Source organism: Serratia sp. HRI, from assembly GCF_010119335.3.
Taxonomy (GTDB): Bacteria; Pseudomonadota; Gammaproteobacteria; order Enterobacterales; family Enterobacteriaceae; genus Serratia; species Serratia nevei.
Genome location: NZ_CP083690.1, coordinates 3,005,095 through 3,030,103, shown reverse-complemented (window position 1 = coordinate 3,030,103; position 25,009 = coordinate 3,005,095). Strand labels below are relative to the sequence as shown.

Genomic DNA, 25,009 nt, shown 5'->3' with positions numbered 1-25,009 from the left:
ATGTTTACCGACACGATCAACAAATGCGCCGCCAACGCGGCGCGCATCGTCCGCCTGGCGAAGGAGAGCCCGCTCGGCTTCTGGATCAGCTCGGCGATGGCCGGCGCCTACGTCGGCCTCGGCATCATCCTGATCTTCACCCTCGGCAACCTGGTCGACCCAAGCGTGCGGCCGCTGGTGATGGGCGCCACCTTCGGCATCGCGCTGACGCTGGTGATCATCGCCGGTTCCGAGCTGTTCACCGGCCATACGATGTTCCTGACGCTCGGCGTCAAGGCCGGCACTATCCGCCAGAGCCAGATGTGGGCGGTGCTGCCGCAAACCTGGCTCGGCAACCTGCTCGGCTCGGTGCTGGTGGCGCTGATGTATTACTACGGCGGCGGCAGCCTGCTGCCGGTAGATACCAGCCTGGTGCACAGCGCCGCGCTGGCGAAAACCACCGCGCCGGCCGAAGTGCTGTTCTTCAGGCGCATCCCGCCCCCACGTCGATAACCCCGAGGAATGCCGATGGACTACCTGCCGATTTTCTGCCAACTGCAACATAAAGCCTGCCTGTTGGTCGGCGGCGGCGAGATCGCCGAACGCAAGGCACGCCTGCTGCTGGACGCCGGCGCAGCGCTGACCGTCAACGCCGTGGACTTCACCCCGCATTTCCACCTGTGGGCGGAAGAAGGCCGGTTGACGCTGGCCGAAGGCGAATTCAGTCCGGCACTGCTGGCGGAAAAATGGCTGGTGATCGCCGCCACCGACCGGCTGGAGGTCAACGCACTGGTGTATCAGTGCGCCAACCAGCAGCGGGTGTTCTGCAACGTGGTGGACGATCCGAAACGCGCCAGCTTTATCATGCCGTCAATCATCGATCGTTCGCCGATCATGGTGGCGGTGTCCTCCGGCGGCAAAGCGCCGGTGCTGGCGCGGCTGCTGCGCGAGAAGCTGGAAGCGATGCTGCCGCAGCACCTCGGCAAGCTGGCCCAGCTGGGCGGCTCGCTGCGGCAGCGGGTAAAACAACGCTTCAGCAGCCTCGGCGCGCGCCGTCGCTTCTGGGAACGGTTATTCGCCCACGATCGGCTGGCGCAGTCGCTGGCCAACGACGACGCCACGCTGGCCGAACGCCAGCTCGAGCAGCTGTTCAGCGAACAGCCGGAAGATCGCGGTGAAGTGGTGCTGGTGGGCGCCGGGCCGGGCGATGCCGGCTTGCTGACGCTGAAAGGGTTGCAGCAGATCCAGCAGGCCGACGTGGTGGTTTACGACCGGCTGGTCTCCGAAGAGATCATGACGCTGGTGCGCCGCGACGCCGAGTGTATCTTCGTCGGCAAACGCGCCGGGCACCACTGCGTGCCGCAAGAGCAAATCAACCAAATCCTGCTGCAGCAGGCGCAGCAAGGCAAACGCGTGGTGCGTCTGAAGGGCGGCGATCCCTTTATCTTCGGCCGCGGCGGCGAAGAGCTGGAGACGCTGGCAGACGCCAACGTGCCGTTCTCGGTGGTGCCGGGCATCACCGCCGCCTCCGGCTGTTCAGCCTACAGCGGTATCCCGCTCACCCACCGCGACCATGCGCAGAGCGTACGCCTGGTGACCGGGCACGCCAAGGCCGACGGCGGATTGGACTGGGCGACGCTGGCCGCCGGGCAACAGACGCTGGTGTTCTATATGGGGCTGTCGCAGGCGGCGGAGATCCAACGCCAGCTGATCGCGAATGGATTGGCGGCCACCACGCCGGTGGCGCTGGTAGAAAACGGCACTTCCTGCCGCCAGCGGGTGATCGAAGGCGAGCTCGGCCAACTGGGCGCCCTGTCACTGCAGGCCGCCAGCCCCAGCCTGATCATCGTCGGCAGCGTGGTCAGCCTGCGCAGCAAACTCAACTGGTTCGCCAGCGAGGCATCACCCGCCGGCCTGGCGCAAATGGCGTGATACCGACGTAAAAAAAGCGGCCCGTGGCCGCTTTTTTTATTTTCGCCGGCGTTACGCCTGCGGCGGTACGAAACCGACGGCCTGATAGACCTTCGCCAGGGTTTCCTGCGCGCGTGCGCGGGCCTTGGCGGCACCGTCGCGCATCACCTGCTGCAGATAGGCTTCGTCGTTACGGAAGCGGTGATAACGCTCCTGCAGCTCACCCAGCATGCCGGAGACGGCCTCCGCCACCGCGCCTTTCAGGTGGCCGTACATCTGGCCTTCGAACTCGGCTTCCAACTGCGCGATGCTCTTGCCGGTCACGCCGGCGAGAATATCCAGCAGGTTGGAGACGCCCGCCTTGTTGACCACGTCGTAACGCACGACAGGTGGCTCTTCCGAGTCGGTCATTGCGCGCTTAATCTTCTTGGTCACCGCTTTCGGATCTTCCAGCAGGCCGATCACGTTGTTGCGGTTATCGTCCGACTTGGACATCTTCTTGGTCGGTTCCTGCAGCGACATCACGCGCGCGCCGGATTTAGGAATAAACGGCTCCGGCACTTTGAACACGTCGCCATACAGCGCGTTGAAACGCTGCCCCACGTCGCGGCTCAGTTCCAGGTGCTGCTTCTGGTCTTCGCCCACCGGCACCTGGTTGGTTTGATACAGCAGGATATCCGCCGCCATCAGCACCGGATAGCTGAACAGCCCGGCGTTGATGTTCTCCGCGTAGCGTGCGGATTTGTCTTTGAACTGCGTCATGCGGCTCAGTTCGCCGAAATAGGTGTAGCAGTTCAGCACCCAGCTCAGCTGCGTGTGCTCAGGCACGTGCGACTGCACGAAGATGGTGCTTTTTTCCGGATCGATACCGCAGGCCAGGTACAGCGCCAGCGTATCCAGCGTGGCCTTGCGCAGTTTCTCGGCGTCCTGGCGCACGGTGATGGCATGCAGATCGACGATGCAGTAGATGCAGTCGTAGTCGTCCTGCATCTGCACCCACTGACGCAGCGCACCCATGTAGTTGCCGATGGTCAGTTCGCCGGACGGCTGCGCGCCGCTAAATACGATGGGCTTACTCATGTTTAAATTTCCTGATTCTCTAAAGATGACAGCCCAAGAGCGGGCAACAAATCGGCGAAGCGCTCCAACACCCGATCGGGGTGGCTCAGGGCTATCGATTCACCGTAGTTATAACCGTAGGTAAAGCCGACGCTTGGGCAACCGGCGCCCTGCGCGGCTTGAATATCGTTGCGTGAATCGCCGACGAACAGCAGTTCATGCGCGCGCAGCCCAAGCTTGCCGAGCACCAGATACAACGGCGCCGGGTGCGGTTTCTTTTCCGTCACGTCGTCGCCGCCGATCACCAGCGAGAAATAGTCGCCAATGCCCAGCGCCGCCAGCAGCGGCGCCACGAACGGCGTCGGTTTGTTGGTCACCAGCGCCATCGGGTAGCCGTGCGCGGCCAGCCGGGCCAGCGTCTCTTGCACCTGCGGGAACAGGCGGCTACCGCTGTCAACGGTCTGCGCATAGAAATGGTCGAAGCGTTCACGCAGCCGGCCGCACTGCTCCGGCGTGCCTTCCGCTTCCGCCCAGCGCAGCGCGCGCTGCACCAACACGTCGGCGCCGTTGCCGATCCAGGTGCCAACCCGTTCTTCACCCGCTTGCGGCAGGCCCGTCTCTTCCAGCGCCATATCGATGGCGGCCGCCAGGCCCGGCGCGCTGTCGACCAGCGTGCCGTCCAGATCGAAGGCCAATGCGCGGATCGCGCCGAAATCAGCCATGGGAAACCTTCGCCAACTCGCTGCGCATCTCGTCGATCACCTTACGGTAGTCCGGCTGGCCAAAGATGGCGGAACCGGCGACGAACATATCGGCGCCCGCAGCGGCGATTTCGGCGATGTTATCCACCTTCACCCCGCCGTCGACTTCCAGGCGGATGTCGCGACCGCTGTCGTCGATCAGCTTGCGCACCTGGCGCAGCTTGTCCAGGGTGCCGTGGATGAACGACTGGCCGCCGAAGCCTGGGTTAACCGACATCAGCAGGATCACGTCGATTTTATCCATCACATAATCGAGGTAGCTCAGCGGCGTGGCCGGGTTGAACACCAGGCCGGCTTTACAGCCGTGCTCTTTGATCAGCTGAATGGTGCGGTCGACATGCTCGGAAGCTTCGGGGTGGAAAGAGATATAAGACGCGCCGGCCTTGGCGAAATCAGGCACGATGCGGTCCACCGGTTTGACCATCAGGTGCACGTCAATCGGCGCGGTAATGCCGTAGTTGCGCAGCGCTTCGCACACCATCGGACCGATGGTCAGATTGGGCACGTAGTGGTTGTCCATCACGTCGAAGTGCACCACGTCGCCGCCTGCGGCCAGCACGTTGGCGGTATCTTCACCTAACCGGGCAAAATCTGCCGACAGAATGGACGGGGCAATCAAAAACTTTTTCATCCGCTTCTCCAAACGTAGGGTCGAGTTGTTATGCGCCGGGGTGCCCCCGGCTTAGCGATACAGCGCCAAAAGCTCGTTCACTTTGCTGCGGCCCAGAATATTGCGGCTGATCGTGCGGCGCGCTTTCACCACATACAGCGCAGCATTCTGGTACCAGTCGCGCGTCAGCTCGGTATCGTGATTGGAGATCAATACCGGTACCCGGCTCTCTACCGAGAGCTGATGCGCCAATTGCGCCAGGCTCTGCTGATCGGCGATGCTGAAGCTGTTGGTATGGTAAGCGGTGAAATTCGCCGTCGCCGACAGCGGCGCATAAGGCGGATCGCAATACACCACGGCGCCGGCCACGGCCTTCGCCATGGTATCGCGGTAATGCTCGCAGACAAAAGTGGCATTGCGCGATTTTTCGGCAAACCAGTAGAGCTCTTCTTCCGGGAAGTACGGTTTCTTGTAGCGGCCGAACGGTACGTTGAACTCGCCGCGCAGGTTATAGCGGCACAGGCCGTTATAGCAGTGGCGGTTCAGGTACAGGAACAGCAGCGCCCGGCGGTAAGGCTCGGTGCTAGTATTGAACTCTTCTCGCAGCAGGTAAAACTGATCCGAGTTATTGAATTCATCGGCGAAAAGCGTGCGGGCATCGCGCACGAAGTCATCCGTGCGCAGCTTAACGATGTTATACAGGTTGATAAGATCGCTATTGATGTCGGCGAGAATGTAGGCGTCGTAATCCGTATTCAGGAAGACGGATCCCGCCCCCACGAAGGGCTCGATTAAGCAGTCTCCCGCCGGCAGATGGCGACGAATCTCGTCTACCAGCGGGTATTTTCCACCAGCCCATTTTAAAAAAGCGCGGTTTTTCTTCATGCCGTCAATTAGCTACTTATACAATTCAGAGCGGCGGATTGTACTCTGTTTCAGACAGCACATCAGCGCACAAATTTAAATGATTTATTTTTTAAGATCTTGCTGTACCTGATGTACAGGTCGGACCCATGGTTTTTTCGCCTGTACATCCGCCGGCAACGAAGCAATGGCGCGCTTCGCTTCTGCGGAAGACGCGTAGTTGCCGCTTACCAGCACATACCACGGCTTGCCGTCACGCTTGGTGGCGTACACCAGGTAGTTCTGCAGCTTCTGCTGTTTGGCGTAGGCGTTCAGCGTATCGGAACGCGAAGCGCTGCTCAGCTGCAGCGTGTAATGGCTGCCCGGTGCAGACTGCAGCGAACTGCCGCTGCTGCTGACCGCTCCCGCTTTCGCGGTGGAAGACGGCTTGGCCGGCGGCGTATACACCGTAGTCGGTGATTTATGCTGCGTCGCGGTCGGTTTGGTGGCGGCAGTTTTCGCCGGCGTTTTATGCTGTTGCTGCGCGGTACCTTGCACAGGGCGAGTCGCCTCGCGCGCTGCGGCGCCGCTCATCACCGTCGCCGGTGCGGTCGGCAGCGTCGAGGCTGCGCCGGTCATGCCCTGGGTCGCGGCATCCACTTGCCCCTGCTGCTGCGACAGCGCATCCGCCATGTTGCCCGGCAGATCGACGCGCTGCTGCGCACCGCCCTGCTGAGGCTGAGTTTGCGCTTCGGTCGGCGTGCCTGAGATCGGCGGAACGCTGACGTTCTGCGGTTGCTGCGGCTGAGTCGCACTCACGCCGTTGTTGTCGTGGGTATCCGTCGTGCCGCCCGGCACGCCGTTGTTGGCGGTGGTCAGCGACGAAGAACCGGACAGGTTGATATCGCGAGCCGCGCCGTTTTGTGCGCCGCTATCCTGAGCCACCTCATGCTTGGTCGGCGCCTTCAAGGCGGAACCGATACCGATAATCAGCAGCAACAGCACCAAAATGCCGATGCCGATCATCAAATGCTGGCGCGAAACGGCGAAGCGCGGCGCGGCGGCCGGCTTGCGCGAACGCGTAGGACGACGATCGCTGCTATCAGGTCTGAGATCGTCTTCCGGTTTAAACTCGTCCATCTGAAACCCTCCAACTAGAGGCAAAAGCCCACCACCGTAGACCTACCGTGGCACGGGCAGATTAACCCGATGATGGCAAAGCGACACCCGTCGTGCTCTGCTCACTGTATTAATATAGATGCAAATGGCGGCTAAGCCACTGTTACTTGGTCCGATTTAATTACGCTGCTGCTCAGGCAGGCAGGCGGCGATCGACGCCAACACCAGTTCATGCCCTACGCCACCGCGCACTTCCGCCGCACCGATCGCGGTCGGCAGCACCAGACGCAGTTCACCCGCCAGCACTTTCTTGTCGCGCAGCATGTGCGGCAGATAGGACTCCGGCGTCATTTCCTGCGGCCCGCAAACCGGCAACCCGGCGCGCAGCAGCAGCGTTTTGATGCGTTCGATATCTTCAACGGAGAACTGGCCAAGACGGTGCGCGGTTTCCGCCGCCATCACCATGCCTGCAGCCACCGCTTCGCCGTGCAGCCATACGCCGTAGCCCATTTCGGCTTCGATGGCGTGGCCGTAAGTATGGCCCAGATTCAGCAAGGCGCGCAGGCCGCTTTCGCGTTCGTCGGCAGCCACGACCTCGGCCTTCAGCTCGCAGCAGCGGCGGATACAGTAGGCCAACGCCTGCATATCCAACGCCATCAGCGCATCGATGTTGTTTTCCAGCCAGACGAAGAACTCGCGATCGAGGATGATCCCGTATTTGATGACTTCAGCCAGGCCGGAAGAGAGTTCACGCGTCGGCAACGTTTTCAGGCAATCCAGATCAACCACCACCGAAGCGGGTTGATAGAAAGCGCCGATCATGTTTTTGCCGAGCGGGTGGTTGACGGCGGTCTTGCCGCCCACGGAAGAATCCACCTGCGACAACAGCGTGGTGGGAACCTGAATGAAACGCACGCCGCGTTGATAGCACGCGGCGGCAAAGCCGGTCAGATCGCCGACAACGCCGCCACCGAGCGCGATCAGCGTCGTGTCGCGCCCGTGCGGTTTTTCCAGCAGCGCCGAAAACACCTGATCCAACACCGCCAGAGATTTGTACTGCTCACCATCGGGAAGGATCACCTGATCCACCACGACGCCGCCCCGCTCCAGCACCTGCCGGACGCGCTCCAGATAGAGCGGCGCCAGGGTCTGGTTGGTGACCAACATCGCTTGCTCACCCGCCTTCAACGGCATAAAAGAAGCCGGATCGTTAAACAATCCGGCGGCGATGGTAATCGGGTAGCTGCGCTCCCCAAGCGTTACAGTAATTCTCTCCATGTCGCGCTCAGTTCTCTGTATGGTGCGGCGGTGGTTGATCCCCGCAGCGGCGGGGAACACAAATCAGTTTTCCGCATTGGCCGACGGCGAACGCGAAAATCGGCAATCAGTTGCTTTCCAGCATGTTGATGATCTGGTTAGCAACCACTTTAGCGCTCTGATCGTCGGTGCGGATGGTGACATCGGCAATCTCTTCATACAACGGATTGCGCTCTTTCGCCAAGGCTTCCAGCACTTCACGCGGCGGAGAATCGACCTGCAGCAGCGGGCGTTTTTTATCACGCTGGGTACGAGCCAGCTGCTTCTCGATCGTGGTTTCCAGATAGACCACCACACCGCGCGCGGACAGACGGTTGCGCGTTTCGCGCGACTTCACCGAACCGCCGCCGGTCGCCAACACAATCCCTTGTTTTTCCGTCAGTTCATTAATGACTTTTTCTTCACGATCGCGGAAACCTTCTTCCCCTTCCACGTCGAATACCCAGCCCACGTCAGCTCCGGTACGTCGCTCAATTTCTTGATCGGAGTCGAAGAACTCCATATTGAGTTGCTGAGCTAACTGACGGCCAATAGTGCTTTTGCCGGCACCCATAGGCCCAACCAGAAAGATATTGCGTTTCTCTGCCATGTTTTTCGGTATTACTAAGACAATTCGTTAATGTTAACCCGCCCCGCCAATCAAATCAGCGGCGGGACCTAAACTGAAACCTCATGAGCGATAGTGCGAGATCAGACGAAAAATTATCTCAACACTCTTGGTAGTTTGGCAACCGAATAAATCGCAATCCACGCCGCGGGAGGGAAACCATATGTTTTTAACGGCGTCTTGACGCTAACAAAAAACCTCGGTGCTCAATTCGGTAACCCTTGTAAGCTAAATCGGCCGCAGCGTCAAACGCAGATCCCCCCAAGGAGATAAAAAAGTGTATCTGCTCATCAACTTTAGGAGATTTGCCGTCCGCCTGACAGGTAGCCGCTTATCCTTTAATCAGGGTCGGCGTAATGAAGATCACCAGCTCGCGTTTTTTCTGTTGTGCGCCGCTTTGTCGGAACAAGCCTCCCAATAACGGCGCGTCCGCCAATCCCGGCACCTTGTCCGCCGTCTTGCCGCTATGCCGTTGAAAAATACCGCCGAGCACCAGGGTTTCACCGTTTTTCACCGTGATCTGCGTTTTAATCTCCTGTTTATCGATGGTCAGCGCTTCCCCCGCGCCTCGGCTGATGGCGCGCCCCGGCATATTTTGGCTGATGTGCAAGGTCAGCGTGATGCGCCCGTCCGGCAACACTTTCGGCGTCACCTCCATGCCCAGCACCGCCTCTTTGAACTCGATGGCGGTCGCACCACTGGCGCCGCTTGACACTTCGTAAGGGATCTCGGTTCCCTGCTTGATGCTGGCGGTTTGCAGGTGCGCCGTCAGCAGGCGCGGGCTGGCGATGATCTCCACCTGATTCTCCTGTTCCAGCGCCGTCAGCTCGAGGCTCAGCAAACGCCCGCTGATGCGTGCCAGGTGGAAACCGACGTTCACCGCGCTGCGCTCCAGCGGCAGGTTGACGCCGAGATTACCCGGCCGCAGTGGCTGCGCTGGCCTGTCGTCGGGCGCCAATCCCCAACGCACGCCGAGTTCGCGCAGGCTTTCGCTGTTGATGGTCACGATATGCGCAGCCAGCTGAACCTGTGCCAGCGGCGCGTCCATTTCCGTTACCCGCTTTTTCAACTGCGCCAGGATCGGCGCGGTGTCGCGCAGCAGCAGCGTATTGGTGCGCTTATCCGCCAGCACGCTGCCCCGCTCGCTGAGCAAGGCGCCGCGTTGGGCATTGAGGCTTTCGGCAATCTCCGCCGCATCGCCGTTCTGTAACGTCAGGCTCAGGCTGTGCAGCGGTTGCCGCTGTGCCAGCGCCTCTCGCTGCTGCCTTTTTTCCTGCGCGTCCGGCTCCGGCGCAATCAGCATCACGTTACCCTCACGCGTCATCGCCAGTTTGCCCATGCGCAGGGTCAGCGCCAGCGCCTGAGGCCAGGGCACATTCTCCAGCCGCAGCGTCAGGTTGCCGCTCACGCCGGGCGCGGCGATCAGGTTCATCTGCCGATAATCCGCCAGCGCCTGCAGGATGACCGTGACCGGCGCATCCTGAAACTCCAGCGAAATAACCTGTTTATCCTGCGCCTGTGCGGCGCCGAGCGTCAGACACCACAGCGCCACGCCCAGTCCAGCGCGTCCCTTCATGGCTTACCATCCTTGTTGTCCATTATCAGCGAGATGTCGCCCTGGCTCGCCGGGCAATCCGGTTCGGCCGCCAGCGCCGTTAACGTCAGGCTGCGCGCCTGCACCTGCGTCACCTGCCAGCGCTCGGCCAGCACCCGCTGCTGCGGCCGCAGGCGCAACCATTGTCCCGCCGGCGTCACCACCCAGCCATAGCGCAACGTCGGTTGCCCGATGACGCCTTTCAGTCGCCAGCCCGCCGGCGATGCCGCCGTTTGGGCACAAGCAGGCAGCGGAGGCGGCGCAAACGGGTCGCGCGGCTCAGCGCTTAGGGCCCACGGCCATAGCAGCCACCACCACCCACGGCCGGGTCTTTTACTCATCGGGCTGATCCTCGGTGGCATCCTGCAAAACCAACCGCGCCGTCATGCCAAGGGGCGGCGTCTCCACGCTCAGCTGCTCGAGGCGTAAATCGGCGGGCAGCGCCTCCAGCAGCACCAGCAAGCCGGTGTAATCAATGCGCAAGCTCAGCGTTTGCCGCGGCGGTTTTTCCTGCCGCTGCCAGCGCAGCAAAGCGCCCCCCGCCCGTTGCAGCACGCTCGCCAAATCGCCGGTGGTGGTCGGCGCAAGCGCCGCCGCCGGGATAACGGTTTGCGGCGTCTCTTCCAACTGGCTCTGCACCATAGCGATCTGTTGCAGCAGGCGCTGTTGCCGCTCCGCCGCGTTTTCCCGCTGACGCCATTCGTCTTGCAGCAGCCAACCGCCGCCCAACAGCGCCAGCGTGCCGATGCCCACCCCTTGCGACAGCAGCAATAGCCAGCCCGGCAAGCTCAGCCAGAGGCGCAGCCCGGATGACAAACGGCTATCCATCACGCCCCCACTGCGCCGCCAGATGAAAGGAGTACAGGCCATCTTCGCGTTGTGCCACCTCAGCCAAATGCAGCCGTGGCAACGCAGGTATCCCCGCCAGCCGCCGTTCGAACTGCGTGATGGCCGCAGGAGAGCGGCTCAATCCACGCAGCCGTAGGCCGTTCGCCGCATTGCTGTCCAACGCCGTAAGCCACAGCGGCGGAGGAATGCTGGAGGACAATTGCTGCAGCAGCTGCAAATAACGCCGGTTATGTTGGGCGTTATTTGCCTGCCGTTCGGCGCGGGCACTGTGCATCGCTTGCTGCGCCCGCTCTTGTTGCTGCTGGCGGGCAAACGACGTCAATGCCGCCAGCTCCTCACCCAACATCGCCAGCCGCGCCTGCCGCTGCGCCTGTTGGTGACGCAGCTGGCCGGCGACCAGGAACAGTGCCAGCAGCAGCGCCATTACCTGCAACAACAGCACGCCCAGCCAGAAATAGGCGCGTCGCCGATCGCGGCGCTGGCGCCAGGGCAGAAAGTTGACCTGATACATCAACGATCCTCCTCGCGCAGCGCCAGACCACCGGCCAACGCGAACGCCGAGGGATGGACAGGCAACGGCGGACGCAGCTGCGTGAAGGCGCTGAGCGGCGACCAGGCAAGGCAACCGGCAGGCAGGGCTCCCACCAGCACGCTGCCGGCATAGACAGGCCGATCGTCGCCCACCGGCGTCTGGGCTTGCAGCGCCCGCAGCGCCTGAGCACCATCGTCGCCCGGCACCAGACCAAAGGCGAAGGCGCCATCGGCCGGCGCCACCCACAGCCATTCCCGATCGAGGCGATGCATCAGCCCCGCGGCGGGCGGCACGCCCGCCGCCGTCGCCATCACCCGCAGCGCGCAGGGAGTGATATCGACCGCTTGCGGGTGCAGGCCAGCCTGACGCAAACAATGCAGCCACTGCTGCAGCTCCTGCCGCCGCGCGGCGGTCAACAGCAGCGCCGCCTCATTCCCCGGTGCGGCGCGATAGTCGAGCGCCAGCGTCTGGCCGTCGAGCGGAAACTGCTTCAAACCGTGGCCGCCGATATAGTCGCTGCGTTCCGGCTCGCGCAGCCGCGCGTCAGGCCGCGCCATACGCTGCTGCAACACGCGCTGCGCCGGCAGGGCAATGCGTAAGGAAATATGTCGCGGCAGCTGGACGCGCCATTGCCGCAGCGCCCGGATCAGGAATTCGGAAGGTTCCAGGCAGCCGTCGCGTAAAACTGCCTGCGGCAGCGCCTGCTGCCACCAGTGGCGCAACTGCCAGCCGTTGCGGCGGCGTTGGGCCGCCACCGCCCGCACGCAGTCGATTTGTATATCCAGCCCCACCTGCCATGCTTGAGGGAACATGTTTCGCAAGCCTCCATAACATCAGATGATAAAAGAACATATCCATGTCGCAGGCTTGCCTTTATACTACCGCGCGGTTGTTTATAAACTGCCCAAATGACTTAGAAATGGGAAATCTCAGGTGAAGTTCGTAAAGTATTTACTAATCCTTGCAGTATGTTGCATCGTGCTGGGAGCAGCCTCGATTTTCGGCTTGTACAAATATGTCGAGCCGCAGCTGCCCGACGTCGCAACGCTGAAAGACGTGCGGCTGCAAATACCGATGCAGGTTTACAGCGCCGATGGCGAACTGATCGCCCAATATGGCGAGAAGCGCCGCATTCCGCTGAAGCTGGATCAAATTCCGCCGGTGATGGTGCACGCATTCATCGCCACCGAAGACAGCCGCTTCTACGATCACCACGGCGTCGATCCGGTCGGCATCTTCCGCGCCGCCTCCATCGCGCTGGTCTCCGGCCACGCTTCGCAGGGGGCCAGTACCATTACCCAACAGCTGGCGCGTAACTTCTTCTTAAGCCCGGAACGCACCCTGATGCGTAAAATCAAGGAAGCCTTCCTGGCGGTGCGCATCGAGCAGATGCTCACCAAGGATGAAATCCTTGAGCTGTATCTGAACAAGATCTATCTGGGTTACCGCGCCTACGGCGTGGGTGCCGCCGCTCAGGTCTATTTCGGCAAAGACGTCAGCCAGCTGACCCTGAGCGAAATGGCGACCATCGCCGGCCTGCCGAAAGCGCCGTCCACCTTCAACCCGCTCTATTCGCACGATCGCGCCGTTGCCCGTCGCAACGTGGTGCTGTCGCGCATGCTGGACGAACACTACATCACGCAGGCGCAGTACGATCAGGCGCGCGCCGAAGATCTGGTCGCCAACTACCATGCGCCGGAAATCAGCTTCTCCGCGCCGTATCTCTCCGAGATGGTGCGTCAGGAGATGATCAAGCGCTACGGTGAAAATGCCTATACCGACGGTTACAAGGTTTACACCACCGTCACCAAACGGCTGCAGCTGGCGGCGCAAGAGTCGGTACGCAACAACGTGCTGGCCTATGACATGCGCCACGGCTACCGCGGCCCGTCCAACGTGTTGTGGAAAGTCGGCGAAGCGGCCTGGGATCGCAAACAGATTGTCGATTCGCTGAAAAATCTGCCGAACTACGGCCCGCTGGCGCCGGCGGTGATCACCGCCGCCAACCCGCAGGAAGCGACGGCGATGCTGGCCGACGGCAGCAGCATTGCCCTGCCGATGGCGACCATGCGCTGGGCGCGCCCATACCGTTCAGACACGCAGCAAGGCCCAACGCCGAAACGCGTCACCGACGTGGTGCAGGCCGGCCAGCAGGTATGGGTGCGTAAAGTGAACGAGGCCTGGTGGCTGTCGCAGGTCCCGGACGTCAACTCGGCGCTGGTCTCGATCAACCCGAACGACGGCGCGGTGAAAGCGCTGGTCGGCGGTTTCGATTTCAACCAGAGCAAGTTCAACCGCGTCACGCAGGCTCTGCGCCAGGTGGGGTCGAACATCAAACCGTTCCTGTACACCGCCGCGATGGATAAAGGCCTGACGCTGGCCACCATTCTGAACGACTTGCCGATTACCCGCTGGGATGCCGGCGCCGGCACCGACTGGCGGCCGAAGAACTCGCCGCCGACCTACGACGGCCCGATTCGCCTGCGGCAGGGGCTGGGGCAATCGAAGAACGTGGTGATGGTGCGCGCGATGCGTGCGATGGGCGTCGACTACGCGGCGGAATATCTGCAGCGCTTCGGCTTCCCGGCGCAAAACATCGTGCATACTGAATCGCTGGCGCTGGGCTCTGCCTCCTTCACCCCGATGCAGCTGGTACGCGGCTACGCGGTGCTGGCGAACGGCGGTTACCTGGTTGACCCGTACTTCATCACCAAAATTGAAGACGACAACGGCAATACGGTATTCGAAGCCAAACCGAAAGTGGTGTGCAGCAGCTGCAACCTGCCGGTGATCTACGGCGATACCCACCGTTCGGCGGTGCTGTCCGACGACAACATCGAAAACGTCGCCACCTCGCAGGAAGGCAGCAACAGCACGGTGCCGATGCCGCAGCTGGAGCAGGTTACCCCGGCTCAGGTGCAGCAGGACGGCGACCAACAGTATGCGCCGCACGTAATCAGCACGCCGCTGGCCTTCCTGATCCACGACGCGCTGAACAGCAACATCTTCGGTGAACCGGGTTGGATGGGCACGGCCTGGCGCGCCGGGCGCGATCTGAAACGTCATGATATCGGTGGCAAAACCGGTACCACCAACAGTTCCAAAGACGCCTGGTTCTCCGGCTATGGCCCGGATACCGTGACGTCGGTATGGATCGGTTTCGACGATCATCGCCGCGACCTGGGCCGTTCGACGGTATCCGGCGCCATCCCGGATCAGATTTCCGGCGGTGAAGGCGGAGCCAAGAGCGCCCAGCCGGCGTGGGACGACTTCATGAAGACCGCGCTGGAAGGCATCCCGGAGCAGAAAGTCACGCCGCCGCCGGGCATCATCAGCGTCACCATCGACAAGAGCAGCGGCAAGCTCTCTGGCGGTGGCGGCGGTAGCCGTTCCGAGTACTTCATCGAAGGAACTCAGCCGACGGACTACCCATCGCGCGATACCGGCACCACGTTGACCGATCCGGGCGGTGAAAGCCACGAGCTGTTCTGATCGAAAAGGGCCAGAGAAATCTGGCCCTTTTTTTGTTTGGCGCGAAGCGTATCAGCGCGAAGCGCGCAAAAATGCCTCTGAGAGGAACAGCGCGCTGACGTTGCGCGCCTCACGAAAATCCGGTTCCGCCAGCAGCGCCATCATGTCGGCGATCGGCCAACGCACCTGCGGCAGGGGCTCCGGCTCATCCCCTTCCAGGCTCTGCGGATAGAGATCGTGCGCCAGCACGATATTCATTTTGCTGGAAAAGTAAGAGGGCGCCATCGTCAGCTTGCTGAGAAAATCGAAGCGCTTCGCGCCGTATCCCACCTCTTCCATCAGCTCGCGGTTGGCGGCCTCCAGCATCCCCTCACCGGGATCGATCAGCCCTTTCGGGAACCCCAGCTCATAGGATTCGGTGCCTACCGCATATTCGCGGATCAGCAGCAGGTCATCGCCAATCACCGGCACGATCATCACCGCTTCGCGATCCGAAGGCCGCATGCGCTCATACACCCGCCGCACACCGTTGCTGAATTCCAAATCGACCGACTCGACGTTGAACAAACGCGAACGCGCGACGGTTTCCACTTTCAGAATTTTAGGTTTTTGCAGGTGTTTATCCATGATTGCCTCAAAGAGGTTACCCAGGCGCGGACAGGGCAACCGAAATAATGATTGGCGTAACGCACGGCTCGTTGGCGCTCAAACGCTGACCAAATTCGATCCTGATCACATTGTGCGTTAAGGGTAAGCTCCGCCGCAACGAGCATGAGCATGAGCAGTAATTTACTTTCTTTTAACAAGCGTAGCCAGCGGTGGGCGATTTTCCGTACTGATTCAGCAAACAGCACACATGAAAATAGGATAATACCGATATCGACGGCAGAGGCCGGTTGCTAGTATCACGCAGGCAAGAATCAGTGATAAAATGGCCTTGCGTCATGAAGGAATGAGATCCAGAGCGAGAATCTGTTTGTTCCCTCATTAGTTCTGGGTGCCTCCTGGCGGTTTACTCCGTATAATATTCACCTTTTCATCAGGTTGGCGAAATTCACGGGTGTGAGATGGGGATTGCATGAGCACAATAGTGTTGATATTGGCCTTAGTGCTTGTCTGCCTGATTGCCGCCGGCCTGTACCTGTGGTTCAAGGCGCGCAACCCGTCGGCTCTGGCGCACGCGCTGCCGTTTATCAAACCTGCCCACCGCAAGCTGACCGACGAAGAGCGTGCTGCGGTCGAGTTCTATCTCAATCAGCAAAACAAGCTGAGCAACAAGCTGTTGCCCGGCGGCGGCGCTACCTTGCCCGCAGCCAAACTGGCGCTCACCCCGCAAAGCGATAACGTTTATCCCGTCACGCACGCCATCACCCGCTATGGGCTGGCCAGCGACGATCCCAATAAATGGCGCTATTATCTCGATGCCGAAGAGGTGCACCTGCCGCCGTTTTGGGAACCCTATATCACCGCCGACAACCATGTGGAAGTGATCCGTACCCAGACGCTGCCGCTGGTGATTTCGCTCAACGGGCACTCGCTGAAAGATCATATTCACGACCGGCCGCAACCGCCGGTGGTGAGCGCCGCGCCGACCAAAAACGCCTCTATCCGCAAGGAAGAGAGCGAGCATGTCGAGCTGATCAATATTCGCAAGGAAACGCCGGAAGAGCATGCGCTGAACCGGCCGAACGGCATCCGTGAAGCCGTCATCATCTCCGCCGCGCTGCTGCTGCTGTTCTTCAGCCTGATAAGCCCGGTGCTGGTGATCCCCTGGATGATTTTCGTGGCGGTGCTGATGATCGCCTGGGGATGCTGGAACCTGTTCCGCCGTCCGGCGTCACGCGAGCTGAAAGAGATCCACTGTCTGCGCGGTACGCCGAAGCGCTGGGGCCTGTTCGGCGAATCCGGCCAGGGGCAGATCAGCAACATTTCACTCGGCATCATCGATCTTATCTACCCGCCGCATTGGCAGCCTTACCTGACGCAGGACCTGGGCAAGACCACCGATGTGGACGTCTATCTCAATCGGCAGGTGGTGCGTCAGGGGCGCTTCCTCTCGCTGCATGACGAAGTGAAAAACTTCCCGCTGCAGCAGTGGGGCCGCAACGCGGTGCTGGTCGCCAGCTCGGCGCTGGTGCTGCTGTTGCTGCTGATCTATATCCCGCTCAACCTGCCGCTGACCCTCAGCATGGCCTGGCTGCAGGGTGCGCAAAAAGTGGAAGTGACCAGCGTTCAGGCGCTGGAAGCCACGCCGCTGCGCATCGGCGACACGCTGAAAGTGCGCGGCAGCGGCATGTGCTATGTGCCCCCGCCGGCCAATGGGGGCAGCGCCGTCAATTTTGCGCCGTTCGACTGCTCCGGCATCTACTGGAACAACGCCGCCCCACTGCCGCAGCCGGAATCGGAAGTCATTGACAAAGCGACGGCCCTGCTGGCCACGGTCAACAGCCAGCTGCATCCGAGCGGCGCCGATCAGAAGGTCAACCCGCAGTTGGCCAGCGCCATCGAGAAATCCGGCATGATCCTGTTGGACGACTTCTCTGATATCGTTTTGAAAACACAGAATTTGTGCCAGGCAGAAAGCGACTGCGTGCGGTTGAAGAACGCCCTGGTCAACCTGGGCAACGCCAAAAACTGGAGCGGCCTGGTGAAACGCGCCAGGTCCGGCGCGCTGCAAGGCGTCAACGTCCTGCTGCGCCCGGTGAGCGCCGAGTCGCTGGAAAGCCTGACCAAAGTGGCCACATCGTCGTTCATCTTCAATGAAACGCGTTTGGCCGCCGCAGCGCTCAACAGCCCGCCGCCGGGCGGTTTCCTGATCAGCAGCGACGAAGGCCGCCAGCTGGTCAGCCATCCGCAGCCGTCGGCACCGCAGAGCGAATACAACGCCCTCGACCAGTGGAATGAGTTGCAGCGCCTTTCCACTCTGCTGCTGCACACCCCCTTCCAGGCACAGGGCGTGATCACCAGCCTCAGCGTCGACGCCAACGGCACCCGTCATGTGGCGCTGCACAGCGAACCGGACATGATCACCCTATGGCGCTACCTCGGTACCAGTCTGCTGTTGCTGGCGGTCGTCATCAGCCTGGGCTATAACGCCTGGCGGCTGGTGCAACGTCGTCGCATCAATCAGCACCGCGTCGCCGATATCCAGCGTTACTACGACAGCTGCTTCAATCCGCAGCTCAATCCGATGTCGATGCGGCCGATGGCCTGAACCTGACGCCGGGGCCTCCGCCCTGTCATCTGCTTATGCTACGCTAACGCTATTATTCTCATCTGCGGACCGCCCGTCGGTCCGCCCGTGGAGTTTTTATGGTTCCCGAGTTTGATTGGCCGCAGATCGATACCGTGCTGCTGGATATGGACGGCACCTTGCTGGATCTGGAGTTCGACAGCCACTTTTGGCTCAGCCTGGTGCCGCAGGCGCTGAGCGAAAGGCGCGCCATTCCTTTCGACGAAGCCCGCCATATCATTGAGCGGGAGTATCAGGCGGTGCAGCACACCATGAACTGGTATTGCTTCGATTACTGGAGCGAGCGGTTGGATCTGGATATTTACCGCATGACCAGCGAAGTCGGCAGCCGCGCCCGGCTGCGCGAAGACACCGAGCCGTTTTTACGAGCGCTGCGCGACGCCGGTCTGCAAACCATTTTGCTGACCAACGCCCATCCGCACAGCCTGGCGGTGAAAATCGAGCATACCGGCCTCGATCGACACCTTGATTTATTGTTTTCCACCCACACATTTGGTTATCCGAAAGAAGATCAGCGTCTGTGGCAGGCGGTGCAACAGCACACCGGATTCAATCCGCAGCGCACGCTGTTCGTCGACGACGGCGAGCCGATCCTCGACGCGGCGCGCACTTTCGGCATTCGTTACTGCCTGGGCGTGCAAAACCCAGACTCCAGTACGGCGGAGAAAAGCTTCCAGCGCCATCCGTCGATGCGTGACTATCGCCTGCTGATACCGGCGCTGGCCAAGGGGGAAGCATGAAGGAAAAAGCGACGCGCGACGACGCGGTACGGCTGGATAAGTGGCTCTGGGCCGCACGCTTCTATAAGACCCGCGCGCTGGCACGCGAAATGATCGACGGCGGCAAGGTGCATTACAACGGCCAGCGCGGTAAGCCGAGCAAGATTGTCGAACTCAACGCCGAGCTCAAGCTGCGGCAGGGCAACGAAGAACGTACGGTGATCGTGCTGGCGCTGACCAGCCAACGCCGCGGCGCCGGCGAGGCGCAGCAAATGTATCAGGAAACCGAAGCCAGCATCGCCAACCGCGAAAAGATGGCGCTGGCGCGCAAGATGAACGCGTTGACCATGCCGCATCCGGACCGTCGTCCGGACAAAAAGGAGCGGCGCGACCTGATGAAATTTAAATTTGGTGAGCCGGAATAACCCCTCACCGCAATGAGAGAAGATTATGTCCAACCATGACCAATTGCACCGTTACCTGTTTGAAAACTACGCGGTGCGCGGCGAGCTGGTTACCGTCAGCGAAACCTATCAGCAGATCCTGAACAACCACGACTACCCGGCGCCGGTGCAAAAGCTGCTGGGCGAACTGCTGGTCGCCACCAGTCTGCTGACCGCGACCCTGAAGTTCGACGGCGACATCACCGTGCAGCTGCAAGGCGACGGCCCGCTGAAGCTGGCGGTGATCAACGGCAACAACCGTCAGGAGATGCGCGGCGTTGCGCGCACCCAGGCGCCTATCGCCGACGACAGCACCTTGCATCAGATGATCGGCAACGGCGTCATGGTCATCACCATTTCGCCGACGGAAGGCGAGCGCTATCAGGGCGTGGTCGGTCTGGAAGGTGAAACCCTGGCTGAATGCCTGGAAGCCTACTTCCGCCAGTCCGAGCAGCTGCCAACCCGCCTGTTCATCCGCACCGGCGAAGCGGAAGGCAACGCCGCGGCGGCCGGTATGCTGCTGCAGGTGCTGCCGGCGCAGGACGGCAACCTCGATGATTTCGATCATCTGGTGCAACTGACCAACACGGTAAAAAGCGAAGAGCTGTTCGGCCTGCCGGCCAACGAAGTGTTGTACCGCCTGTATCACCAGGAAGAGGTCACCCTGTACGAACCGCAGGACGTGCAGTTCCGTTGCACCTGTTCGCGCCAGCGTTGCGCCGACGCGCTGCTGACCCTGCCGACCGACGAAGTGGCGGACATGCTGGAGCAGGACGGCAATATCGACATGCACTGCGACTACTGTGGCAGCCACTATGTCTTTGACCCGGTTGATGTTGCCGCTTTGTATGCGGGTAACACCGGCGAAAGCGACCAGTTGCACTAAGTCACCCCCCTCGGTGGGCGCGCCCGGCGCCCGCCAACGCCCGCCGTTTGCACGTTTGCTTTTTTCCGTGTGCTATCTCTCAGATCGTAACGAAATACCGCCTAAAACGTTAAATATTTGATACCCATCGCGGTTACGCACCGTTAGATCCCTACAATTGCCGCCAGAAATTCTGTGACCAAGGAGTAGTAACATGCGCGTTAAAGGTATAACCCCTCAGGATCTGGCCGCTTACGGCATTCACGACGTTAGCGAAATCGTTCACAACCCGAGCTATGAACTGCTGTTTAAGGAAGAAACAGACCCATCTCTGGAAGGTTTTGAGCGTGGGGTAGTCACCAAGCTGGGTGCCGTCTCCGTCGATACCGGCATCTTCACCGGCCGCTCGCCGAAAGACAAATACATCGTCCGCGACGACATCACCCGCGATACCGTGTGGTGGGCCGATCAGGGCAAAGGCAAAAACGACAACAAACCCCTCAGCCCGGAAGTGTGGGCCGATCTGAAACACCTGGTCACCGAACAACTGTCCGGCAAACGCCTGTTCGTGGTGGATACCTTCTGCGGCGCCAACGCCGACTCGCGCCTGAAAGTGCGCTTCATCACCGAGGTGGCCTGGCAGGCGCACTTCGTGAAAAACATGTTCATCCGCCCGAGCGACGAAGAGCTGGCTGACTTCGAGCCGGATTTCGTGGTGATGAACGGCGCCAAATGCACCAACCCGAACTGGCAGCAGCAAGGCCTGAACTCGGAGAACTTCGTCGCCTTCAACCTGACCGAGCGCATGCAGCTGATCGGCGGCACCTGGTACGGCGGCGAAATGAAGAAAGGCATGTTCTCGATGATGAACTACCTGCTGCCGCTGAAAGGCATCGCCTCGATGCACTGCTCGGCCAACGTGGGCGAGAAAGGCGACGTGGCGGTGTTCTTCGGCCTGTCCGGTACCGGCAAGACCACCCTCTCCACCGATCCTAAGCGTCAGCTGATCGGCGATGACGAGCACGGCTGGGACGACGACGGCGTGTTCAACTTCGAAGGCGGCTGCTACGCCAAGACCATCAAGCTGTCTGAAGAAGCCGAGCCGGACATCTACCACGCCATCAAACGCGACGCGCTGCTGGAAAACGTCACCGTGCTGGCCGACGGCAGCATCGACTTCAACGACGGTTCGAAAACCGAGAACACCCGCGTTTCTTATCCGATCTATCATATCCAGAACATCGTCAAGCCGGTGTCCAAGGCGGGTCACGCCACCAAGGTGATCTTCCTGACCGCCGATGCCTTCGGCGTGCTGCCGCCGGTATCGCGTCTGACCGCCAACCAGACTCAGTACCACTTCCTGTCCGGCTTCACCGCCAAGCTGGCCGGCACCGAGCGCGGCGTAACCGAACCGACGCCAACCTTCTCCGCCTGCTTCGGCGCCGCATTCCTGTCGCTGCACCCGACGCAGTACGCCGAAGTGCTGGTGAAACGCATGCAGGCCGCCGGCGCCCAGGCTTACCTGGTCAACACCGGCTGGAACGGTACCGGCAAGCGCATCTCGATCAAAGATACGCGCGGCATCATTGACGCCATCCTGAGCGGTGAAATCGACAAGGCGGAAACCGTCACCCTGCCGATCTTCGATCTGGCGATGCCGACCGCGCTGCCGGGCGTGAACCCGGAGATCCTCGATCCGCGCAATACCTACGCCAGCCTCGAGCAGTGGCAGGAAAAAGCGCAGGATCTGGCCGAGCGCTTCATCACCAACTTCGACAAATACACCGACACGCCTGCGGGCGCCGCGCTGGTCAGCGCCGGCCCTAAGCTGTAATTCGGTAGCGTTACCTCTTCAGCTAAGGCGCGGATCCCGCGCCTTTTTTTATTTTCAGTGATTGCTTTTTAACCAGCAAGGCGAGAAAATAAGTCAATGCAATCATTGATAGCAAAGGAGGTTTCAATGGCTACTATCACCGTCAGAAATCTGGACGACGAAATCAAAGAGCTGCTGCGTATTTCAGCGGCGAAAAACGGCCATTCCATGGAAGAGGAAGCGCGCATGATCCTGAAACAGGCGCTGGTGAAAAAGCCGCCGCGCTATGGATTGGGTACCTGGATGCATCAGCACTTCGCCGAGTTCGGCGGCGTCGAGCTGGAGATCCCACCGCGTGACGCCGTGCCACCACGCATCGTCACCTTTGATGATGAAGATGACAACGCATGATTATTCTCGACACCAACGTCATTTCGGAGACGCTGCGCCCCAGTCCGTACTACAACGTCATTAACTGGTTAAATGAAAAGGACAATGACGAGCTCTATCTGAGCGCCATTGTCCTGGCCGAACTGTTCAGCGGCGTCGCCTGCATGCCTGACGGCAAGCGCCAGCGGGATCTCAAGCTCAAATTGGCGGACGCGATTGAATTGAAGTTCGAGGGGCAGATATTGCCGTTTGATGGGCTGTGCGCGATGCAATACGCGGAATTGACGGCAAGGAATCGGCTTCTGGGTAAAGCGATGAGCATGCCGGATACCCAAATCGCCGCCACCTGCCTGTATTACGGTGCCGTCCTGGCCACCCGCAACACCAAAGACTTCCTCCACTGCGGCATCGAGTTAATCGATCCGTGGCAGGCGCCGACCGGCCGTCGGTTGCATGAGGATGCGGCGGAATACTACGTGATGAGCAGGAAGTCCTGACGGGGCCGCAGCAACGCGGCCCGCGCCAAGAGCGTCAGGCATTTTCCCTGGCGGTTTGATGGCCGTTGGCCGACTCTTTTTTCTCCATCGGCAACGGAATATACGCGCGGATCAATAGCCCGCCGCGTTCGCTGGTGCCGATATCCAGTTCGCCGTCGTGCGCGTCGATAATGCGCTGCACGATCGCCAGCCCCAGACCGGTGCCGCTGGTGCTGCGCGCGCTGTCACCGCGTACGAACGGCTGCAACAGATGCTTCAATTCTTCCGGCTTGATGCCCGGGCCGTCATCCTCTACCTGGAACCAGCCGCGCTGCAGCTCGCGGCCGCTGCTGACCTTGATCCAGCCGTTGCCGTAACGCGCCGCGTTCACCACCATGTTCACCGCCGCCCGCTTAATCGACAGCGGATGCACGTTCATCATCAGCTCGCCCGGCGACAGCGCGGTTTCAATCACCCGCTCATAGCCGCTCTCCGCCGCGACCACCTCGCCCAAAATGGCGTTCAGATCGCTGCTTTCGGTCGGCATCTCCTGCCCGGTGCGCAGATAATCGATGAACTGCTCGATGATGGCGTTGCACTCTTCGATGTCTTTATTGATCGACTCGGCCAGATAGCCGTCTTCGGCACTCATCATCTCCGTCGCCAGCCGGATGCGCGTCAACGGCGTGCGCAGGTCATGGCTAACCCCGGCCATCAGCAAGGTGCGGTCATCCGCCAGCTGCTTGACGCCCGACGCCATCTGATTGAATGCGCGAGTCACCGACCGCACTTCGGAAGCGCCATACTCGCGCAGCGGCGGCGGAATGATGCCCTTGCCCACCTGCAGCGCCGCATGTTCCAGCTCCACCAGCGGGCGGTTTTGAATGCGGATAAACAGCCAGGCGCCGCCGATCGCCAGCAGCATGATCGCCAGCGTATAGCGGAACAGCGGAGAGAAGTCGCCCTGGTGGATTTCCGTCAGCGGTACGCGCACCCAGATATCGGGCTGCAGCCAGGTTTTCAGCCACACCACCGGGGAGTTCTTGTTCACCTCCACCCGCACATCGGTCGGCCCGCCGAGCTGCTGCGCCATCTGCTGGCTGAGGAACTGGTAGTGCTGCGCCCAGCGCAGGCCGCTCTCCTCCGCCGCCGAGTTGGTGTAGAGAGAGATGCCCAGTTCGCGGTAGATCTCACGGCGGAACGCCGGCGGTACTTCCAGCAGCGTGCCGTCCTCCAGCTGCAGCCGATCGGTCATCAGCATACGCACTTCGTACGCCAATACCTTGTTGAACTGCTGCAGGCTGGGCAGGATGGCGAAGTTCAGCACCACCAGATAGGTCGTCACCAGGCTGACGAACAGCAAGGTGACGATCAACAACAGGGTTCGGGCAAACGAGCTACGCGGTGAAAAGCGCAATCGCCTCATGCCTTGCTGCCGTCCGGGACGAACACGTAGCCGAGACCCCAAACGGTCTGGATATAACGCGGATGCGCCGGATCTTCTTCCACCATGCGGCGCAGGCGCGAGATCTGCACGTCGATGGAGCGCTCCATGGCGCTGTATTCGCGGCCACGCGCCAGGTTCATCAGCTTATCGCGCGACAGCGGTTCACGCGGGTGGCTAACCAGCGCCTTCAGGACCGCGAACTCGCCGCTGGTCAACGGCATCGGTTCGTCTTCGCGGAACATCTCGCGGGTGCCGAGGTTCAGTTTGAATTTGCCGAATGCGATCACCGCCTCTTCCTGCGAAGGCGCGCCCGGCAGTTCGTTAGCCTGGCGGCGCAGCACCGCACGGATGCGAGCCAACAGTTCACGCGGGTTGAACGGCTTAGGAATGTAGTCGTCGGCGCCGATTTCCAGCCCCACGATGCGATCGACCTCTTCGCCTTTGGCGGTGACCATAATGATCGGCATCGGGTTGCTCTGGCTGCGCAGGCGGCGGCAGATGGACAGCCCATCTTCGCCCGGTAACATCAGATCGAGCACCATCAGATGGAAGGATTCACGGGTCAGCAAGCGATCCATTTGCTCAGCGTTGGCAACGCTGCGAACCTGGAAGCCCTGCTCGGTTAAATAACGTTCTAAAAGCGCGCGCAGGCGCATGTCATCATCGACAACCAGGATCTTATGATTCTCTTGCATGGTATTACTCCCAAAGGCTTTATTGCCTGACTCGAATATTGTTAGAAAACCTTGCCATTTGAGACAGCGTTTAATGGTATGTATTCTAGACGAAATTGTTACAAAGCTTATTCTTTTCCCCATTTATCAACAATTTTCATCGAATGTCGACGGGGGTTCGTCAAAATTTCGCCCTTTATCGGCGCAATGTGGGGCGGCGGCCCAATTTTATGCAATTTCGCCACCGGCGAACCGCACGGTGGCGTTTTGAGGGCGA

The 25,009-nt window shown here is 60.8% G+C and carries 24 protein-coding genes and 1 pseudogene; 10 read left to right on the top strand and 15 right to left on the bottom strand.

From position 1 onward, the window contains the following. Together nirC and cysG are read left to right on the top strand one after the other, a co-directional pair. Positions 1–474 (top strand): annotated as a pseudogene (gene nirC, locus GF111_RS14505) (nitrite transporter NirC); the annotation flags it as partial. 33 nt (positions 475–507) lie between these two features. After that, positions 508–1,911: a siroheme synthase CysG gene (gene cysG / locus GF111_RS14500; protein WP_094460849.1), complete on the top strand. Its 1,404-nt coding sequence runs from the start codon at positions 508–510 to the stop codon at positions 1,909–1,911. Positions 1,912–1,962: 51 nt separating this feature from the next. On the opposite strand, the gene trpS is transcribed toward cysG, so the two are convergent. The 12 genes from trpS to pilM form a co-directional block, all read right to left on the bottom strand. Further along, positions 1,963–2,970 (bottom strand): tryptophan--tRNA ligase, encoded by a 1,008-nt coding sequence (gene trpS / locus GF111_RS14495; protein ID WP_025304534.1) that lies wholly within the window; start codon positions 2,968–2,970, stop codon positions 1,963–1,965. A 2-nt stretch (positions 2,971–2,972) separates the two neighbouring features. Then, the gene (locus GF111_RS14490) at positions 2,973–3,671 is read right to left on the bottom strand and encodes a phosphoglycolate phosphatase (protein ID WP_047729689.1); all 699 of its coding nucleotides are present in this window, start codon (positions 3,669–3,671) and stop codon (positions 2,973–2,975) included. Continuing rightward, the gene (gene rpe / locus GF111_RS14485) at positions 3,664–4,341 is read right to left on the bottom strand and encodes a ribulose-phosphate 3-epimerase (protein ID WP_019456160.1); all 678 of its coding nucleotides are present in this window, start codon (positions 4,339–4,341) and stop codon (positions 3,664–3,666) included. The genes GF111_RS14490 and rpe overlap by 8 nt, the downstream gene beginning before the upstream one ends. A gap of 51 nt (positions 4,342–4,392) precedes the next feature. Continuing rightward, entirely contained in the window at positions 4,393–5,205 is an 813-nt protein-coding gene (gene dam, locus GF111_RS14480; protein ID WP_038878140.1) for an adenine-specific DNA-methyltransferase, read from the bottom strand. An 84-nt stretch (positions 5,206–5,289) separates the two neighbouring features. After that, positions 5,290–6,303 carry an SPOR domain-containing protein gene (locus GF111_RS14475; protein ID WP_055312771.1) on the bottom strand — a complete coding sequence of 338 codons (1,014 nt, stop codon included), beginning with the start codon at positions 6,301–6,303 and terminating at the stop codon, positions 5,290–5,292. Between the two features lie 156 nt (positions 6,304–6,459). Beyond that, positions 6,460–7,560, bottom strand: a complete 1,101-nt coding sequence (aroB, locus tag GF111_RS14470) for a 3-dehydroquinate synthase (protein ID WP_038878145.1) — start codon at positions 7,558–7,560, stop codon at positions 6,460–6,462. 106 nt (positions 7,561–7,666) lie between these two features. Continuing rightward, positions 7,667–8,188: a shikimate kinase AroK gene (gene aroK / locus GF111_RS14465; RefSeq protein WP_004391482.1), complete on the bottom strand. Its 522-nt coding sequence runs from the start codon at positions 8,186–8,188 to the stop codon at positions 7,667–7,669. 349 nt (positions 8,189–8,537) lie between these two features. Continuing rightward, on the bottom strand, positions 8,538–9,782 hold the full coding sequence (gene hofQ, locus GF111_RS14460) for a DNA uptake porin HofQ (protein WP_049193826.1): 1,245 nt from the start codon (positions 9,780–9,782) through the stop codon (positions 8,538–8,540). Continuing rightward, positions 9,779–10,141: a HofP DNA utilization family protein gene (locus GF111_RS14455; RefSeq protein ID WP_038878149.1), complete on the bottom strand. Its 363-nt coding sequence runs from the start codon at positions 10,139–10,141 to the stop codon at positions 9,779–9,781. Before GF111_RS14455 ends, hofQ begins: the two co-directional genes overlap by 4 nt. Next, complete coding sequence (locus GF111_RS14450) at positions 10,134–10,628, bottom strand: hypothetical protein (protein ID WP_038878151.1); 495 nt, start codon at positions 10,626–10,628, stop codon at positions 10,134–10,136. The genes GF111_RS14455 and GF111_RS14450 overlap by 8 nt, the downstream gene beginning before the upstream one ends. Continuing rightward, the gene (locus tag GF111_RS14445; protein WP_038878152.1) at positions 10,621–11,160 is read right to left on the bottom strand and encodes a PilN domain-containing protein; all 540 of its coding nucleotides are present in this window, start codon (positions 11,158–11,160) and stop codon (positions 10,621–10,623) included. Before GF111_RS14445 ends, GF111_RS14450 begins: the two co-directional genes overlap by 8 nt. After that, complete coding sequence (pilM, locus tag GF111_RS14440) at positions 11,160–11,993, bottom strand: pilus assembly protein PilM (protein WP_147190215.1); 834 nt, start codon at positions 11,991–11,993, stop codon at positions 11,160–11,162. Before pilM ends, GF111_RS14445 begins: the two co-directional genes overlap by 1 nt. A 121-nt stretch (positions 11,994–12,114) precedes the next feature. On the opposite strand from pilM, the gene mrcA reads away from it, so the two are divergent. Continuing rightward, positions 12,115–14,673, top strand: a complete 2,559-nt coding sequence (mrcA, locus tag GF111_RS14435) for a peptidoglycan glycosyltransferase/peptidoglycan DD-transpeptidase MrcA (RefSeq protein ID WP_047729686.1) — start codon at positions 12,115–12,117, stop codon at positions 14,671–14,673. A 51-nt stretch (positions 14,674–14,724) separates the two neighbouring features. On the opposite strand, the gene nudE is transcribed toward mrcA, so the two are convergent. Beyond that, positions 14,725–15,279, bottom strand: a complete 555-nt coding sequence (gene nudE, locus GF111_RS14430) for an ADP compounds hydrolase NudE (protein WP_147190214.1) — start codon at positions 15,277–15,279, stop codon at positions 14,725–14,727. Between the two features lie 451 nt (positions 15,280–15,730). On the opposite strand from nudE, the gene GF111_RS14425 reads away from it, so the two are divergent. From GF111_RS14425 to GF111_RS14395, 7 genes are all read left to right on the top strand, one after another. Beyond that, on the top strand, positions 15,731–17,866 hold the full coding sequence (locus tag GF111_RS14425) for an intracellular growth attenuator family protein (protein WP_047729685.1): 2,136 nt from the start codon (positions 15,731–15,733) through the stop codon (positions 17,864–17,866). 98 nt (positions 17,867–17,964) lie between these two features. Then, a complete protein-coding gene (gene yrfG / locus GF111_RS14420; protein ID WP_025304546.1) occupies positions 17,965–18,645 on the top strand; it encodes a GMP/IMP nucleotidase in 681 nt (226 codons plus the stop codon). Continuing rightward, positions 18,642–19,049 carry a ribosome-associated heat shock protein Hsp15 gene (hslR, locus tag GF111_RS14415; RefSeq protein ID WP_015379306.1) on the top strand — a complete coding sequence of 136 codons (408 nt, stop codon included), beginning with the start codon at positions 18,642–18,644 and terminating at the stop codon, positions 19,047–19,049. Before yrfG ends, hslR begins: the two co-directional genes overlap by 4 nt. Positions 19,050–19,074: 25 nt before the next feature. Continuing rightward, a complete protein-coding gene (gene hslO / locus GF111_RS14410; RefSeq protein ID WP_015379307.1) occupies positions 19,075–19,953 on the top strand; it encodes an Hsp33 family molecular chaperone HslO in 879 nt (292 codons plus the stop codon). Positions 19,954–20,146: 193 nt separating this feature from the next. Continuing rightward, the gene (gene pckA / locus GF111_RS14405; RefSeq protein WP_015379308.1) at positions 20,147–21,766 is read left to right on the top strand and encodes a phosphoenolpyruvate carboxykinase (ATP); all 1,620 of its coding nucleotides are present in this window, start codon (positions 20,147–20,149) and stop codon (positions 21,764–21,766) included. 126 nt (positions 21,767–21,892) lie between these two features. Further along, on the top strand, positions 21,893–22,156 hold the full coding sequence (locus GF111_RS14400; protein WP_004930730.1) for a plasmid stability protein: 264 nt from the start codon (positions 21,893–21,895) through the stop codon (positions 22,154–22,156). Beyond that, on the top strand, positions 22,153–22,632 hold the full coding sequence (locus GF111_RS14395) for a type II toxin-antitoxin system VapC family toxin (protein ID WP_038878166.1): 480 nt from the start codon (positions 22,153–22,155) through the stop codon (positions 22,630–22,632). Before GF111_RS14400 ends, GF111_RS14395 begins: the two co-directional genes overlap by 4 nt. 34 nt (positions 22,633–22,666) lie before the next feature. On the opposite strand, the gene envZ is transcribed toward GF111_RS14395, so the two are convergent. Both envZ and ompR read right to left on the bottom strand, forming a co-directional pair. Continuing rightward, entirely contained in the window at positions 22,667–24,037 is a 1,371-nt protein-coding gene (gene envZ / locus GF111_RS14390) for a two-component system sensor histidine kinase EnvZ (RefSeq protein ID WP_038881686.1), read from the bottom strand. Beyond that, positions 24,034–24,753 (bottom strand): two-component system response regulator OmpR, encoded by a 720-nt coding sequence (gene ompR, locus GF111_RS14385; protein ID WP_004709363.1) that lies wholly within the window; start codon positions 24,751–24,753, stop codon positions 24,034–24,036. Before ompR ends, envZ begins: the two co-directional genes overlap by 4 nt. Between the last annotated feature and the right edge of the window lie 256 nt (positions 24,754–25,009).

Excerpts from the sequence above, each read along its gene's own strand:
- cysG (WP_094460849.1), top strand. The coding sequence starts at position 508 with ATGGACTACCTGCCGATTTTCTGCCAACTGCAACATAAAGCCTGCCTG.
- trpS (WP_025304534.1), bottom strand. The coding sequence starts at position 2,970 with ATGAGTAAGCCCATCGTATTTAGCGGCGCGCAGCCGTCCGGCGAACTG.
- GF111_RS14490 (WP_047729689.1), bottom strand. The coding sequence starts at position 3,671 with ATGGCTGATTTCGGCGCGATCCGCGCATTGGCCTTCGATCTGGACGGC.
- rpe (WP_019456160.1), bottom strand. The coding sequence starts at position 4,341 with ATGAAAAAGTTTTTGATTGCCCCGTCCATTCTGTCGGCAGATTTTGCC.
- dam (WP_038878140.1), bottom strand. The coding sequence starts at position 5,205 with ATGAAGAAAAACCGCGCTTTTTTAAAATGGGCTGGTGGAAAATACCCG.
- GF111_RS14475 (WP_055312771.1), bottom strand. The coding sequence starts at position 6,303 with ATGGACGAGTTTAAACCGGAAGACGATCTCAGACCTGATAGCAGCGAT.
- aroB (WP_038878145.1), bottom strand. The coding sequence starts at position 7,560 with ATGGAGAGAATTACTGTAACGCTTGGGGAGCGCAGCTACCCGATTACC.
- aroK (WP_004391482.1), bottom strand. The coding sequence starts at position 8,188 with ATGGCAGAGAAACGCAATATCTTTCTGGTTGGGCCTATGGGTGCCGGC.
- hofQ (WP_049193826.1), bottom strand. The coding sequence starts at position 9,782 with ATGAAGGGACGCGCTGGACTGGGCGTGGCGCTGTGGTGTCTGACGCTC.
- GF111_RS14455 (WP_038878149.1), bottom strand. The coding sequence starts at position 10,141 with ATGAGTAAAAGACCCGGCCGTGGGTGGTGGTGGCTGCTATGGCCGTGG.
- GF111_RS14450 (WP_038878151.1), bottom strand. The coding sequence starts at position 10,628 with ATGGATAGCCGTTTGTCATCCGGGCTGCGCCTCTGGCTGAGCTTGCCG.
- GF111_RS14445 (WP_038878152.1), bottom strand. The coding sequence starts at position 11,160 with ATGTATCAGGTCAACTTTCTGCCCTGGCGCCAGCGCCGCGATCGGCGA.
- pilM (WP_147190215.1), bottom strand. The coding sequence starts at position 11,993 with ATGTTCCCTCAAGCATGGCAGGTGGGGCTGGATATACAAATCGACTGC.
- nudE (WP_147190214.1), bottom strand. The coding sequence starts at position 15,279 with ATGGATAAACACCTGCAAAAACCTAAAATTCTGAAAGTGGAAACCGTC.
- GF111_RS14425 (WP_047729685.1), top strand. The coding sequence starts at position 15,731 with ATGAGCACAATAGTGTTGATATTGGCCTTAGTGCTTGTCTGCCTGATT.
- yrfG (WP_025304546.1), top strand. The coding sequence starts at position 17,965 with ATGGTTCCCGAGTTTGATTGGCCGCAGATCGATACCGTGCTGCTGGAT.
- hslR (WP_015379306.1), top strand. The coding sequence starts at position 18,642 with ATGAAGGAAAAAGCGACGCGCGACGACGCGGTACGGCTGGATAAGTGG.
- hslO (WP_015379307.1), top strand. The coding sequence starts at position 19,075 with ATGTCCAACCATGACCAATTGCACCGTTACCTGTTTGAAAACTACGCG.
- pckA (WP_015379308.1), top strand. The coding sequence starts at position 20,147 with ATGCGCGTTAAAGGTATAACCCCTCAGGATCTGGCCGCTTACGGCATT.
- GF111_RS14400 (WP_004930730.1), top strand. The coding sequence starts at position 21,893 with ATGGCTACTATCACCGTCAGAAATCTGGACGACGAAATCAAAGAGCTG.
- GF111_RS14395 (WP_038878166.1), top strand. The coding sequence starts at position 22,153 with ATGATTATTCTCGACACCAACGTCATTTCGGAGACGCTGCGCCCCAGT.
- envZ (WP_038881686.1), bottom strand. The coding sequence starts at position 24,037 with ATGAGGCGATTGCGCTTTTCACCGCGTAGCTCGTTTGCCCGAACCCTG.
- ompR (WP_004709363.1), bottom strand. The coding sequence starts at position 24,753 with ATGCAAGAGAATCATAAGATCCTGGTTGTCGATGATGACATGCGCCTG.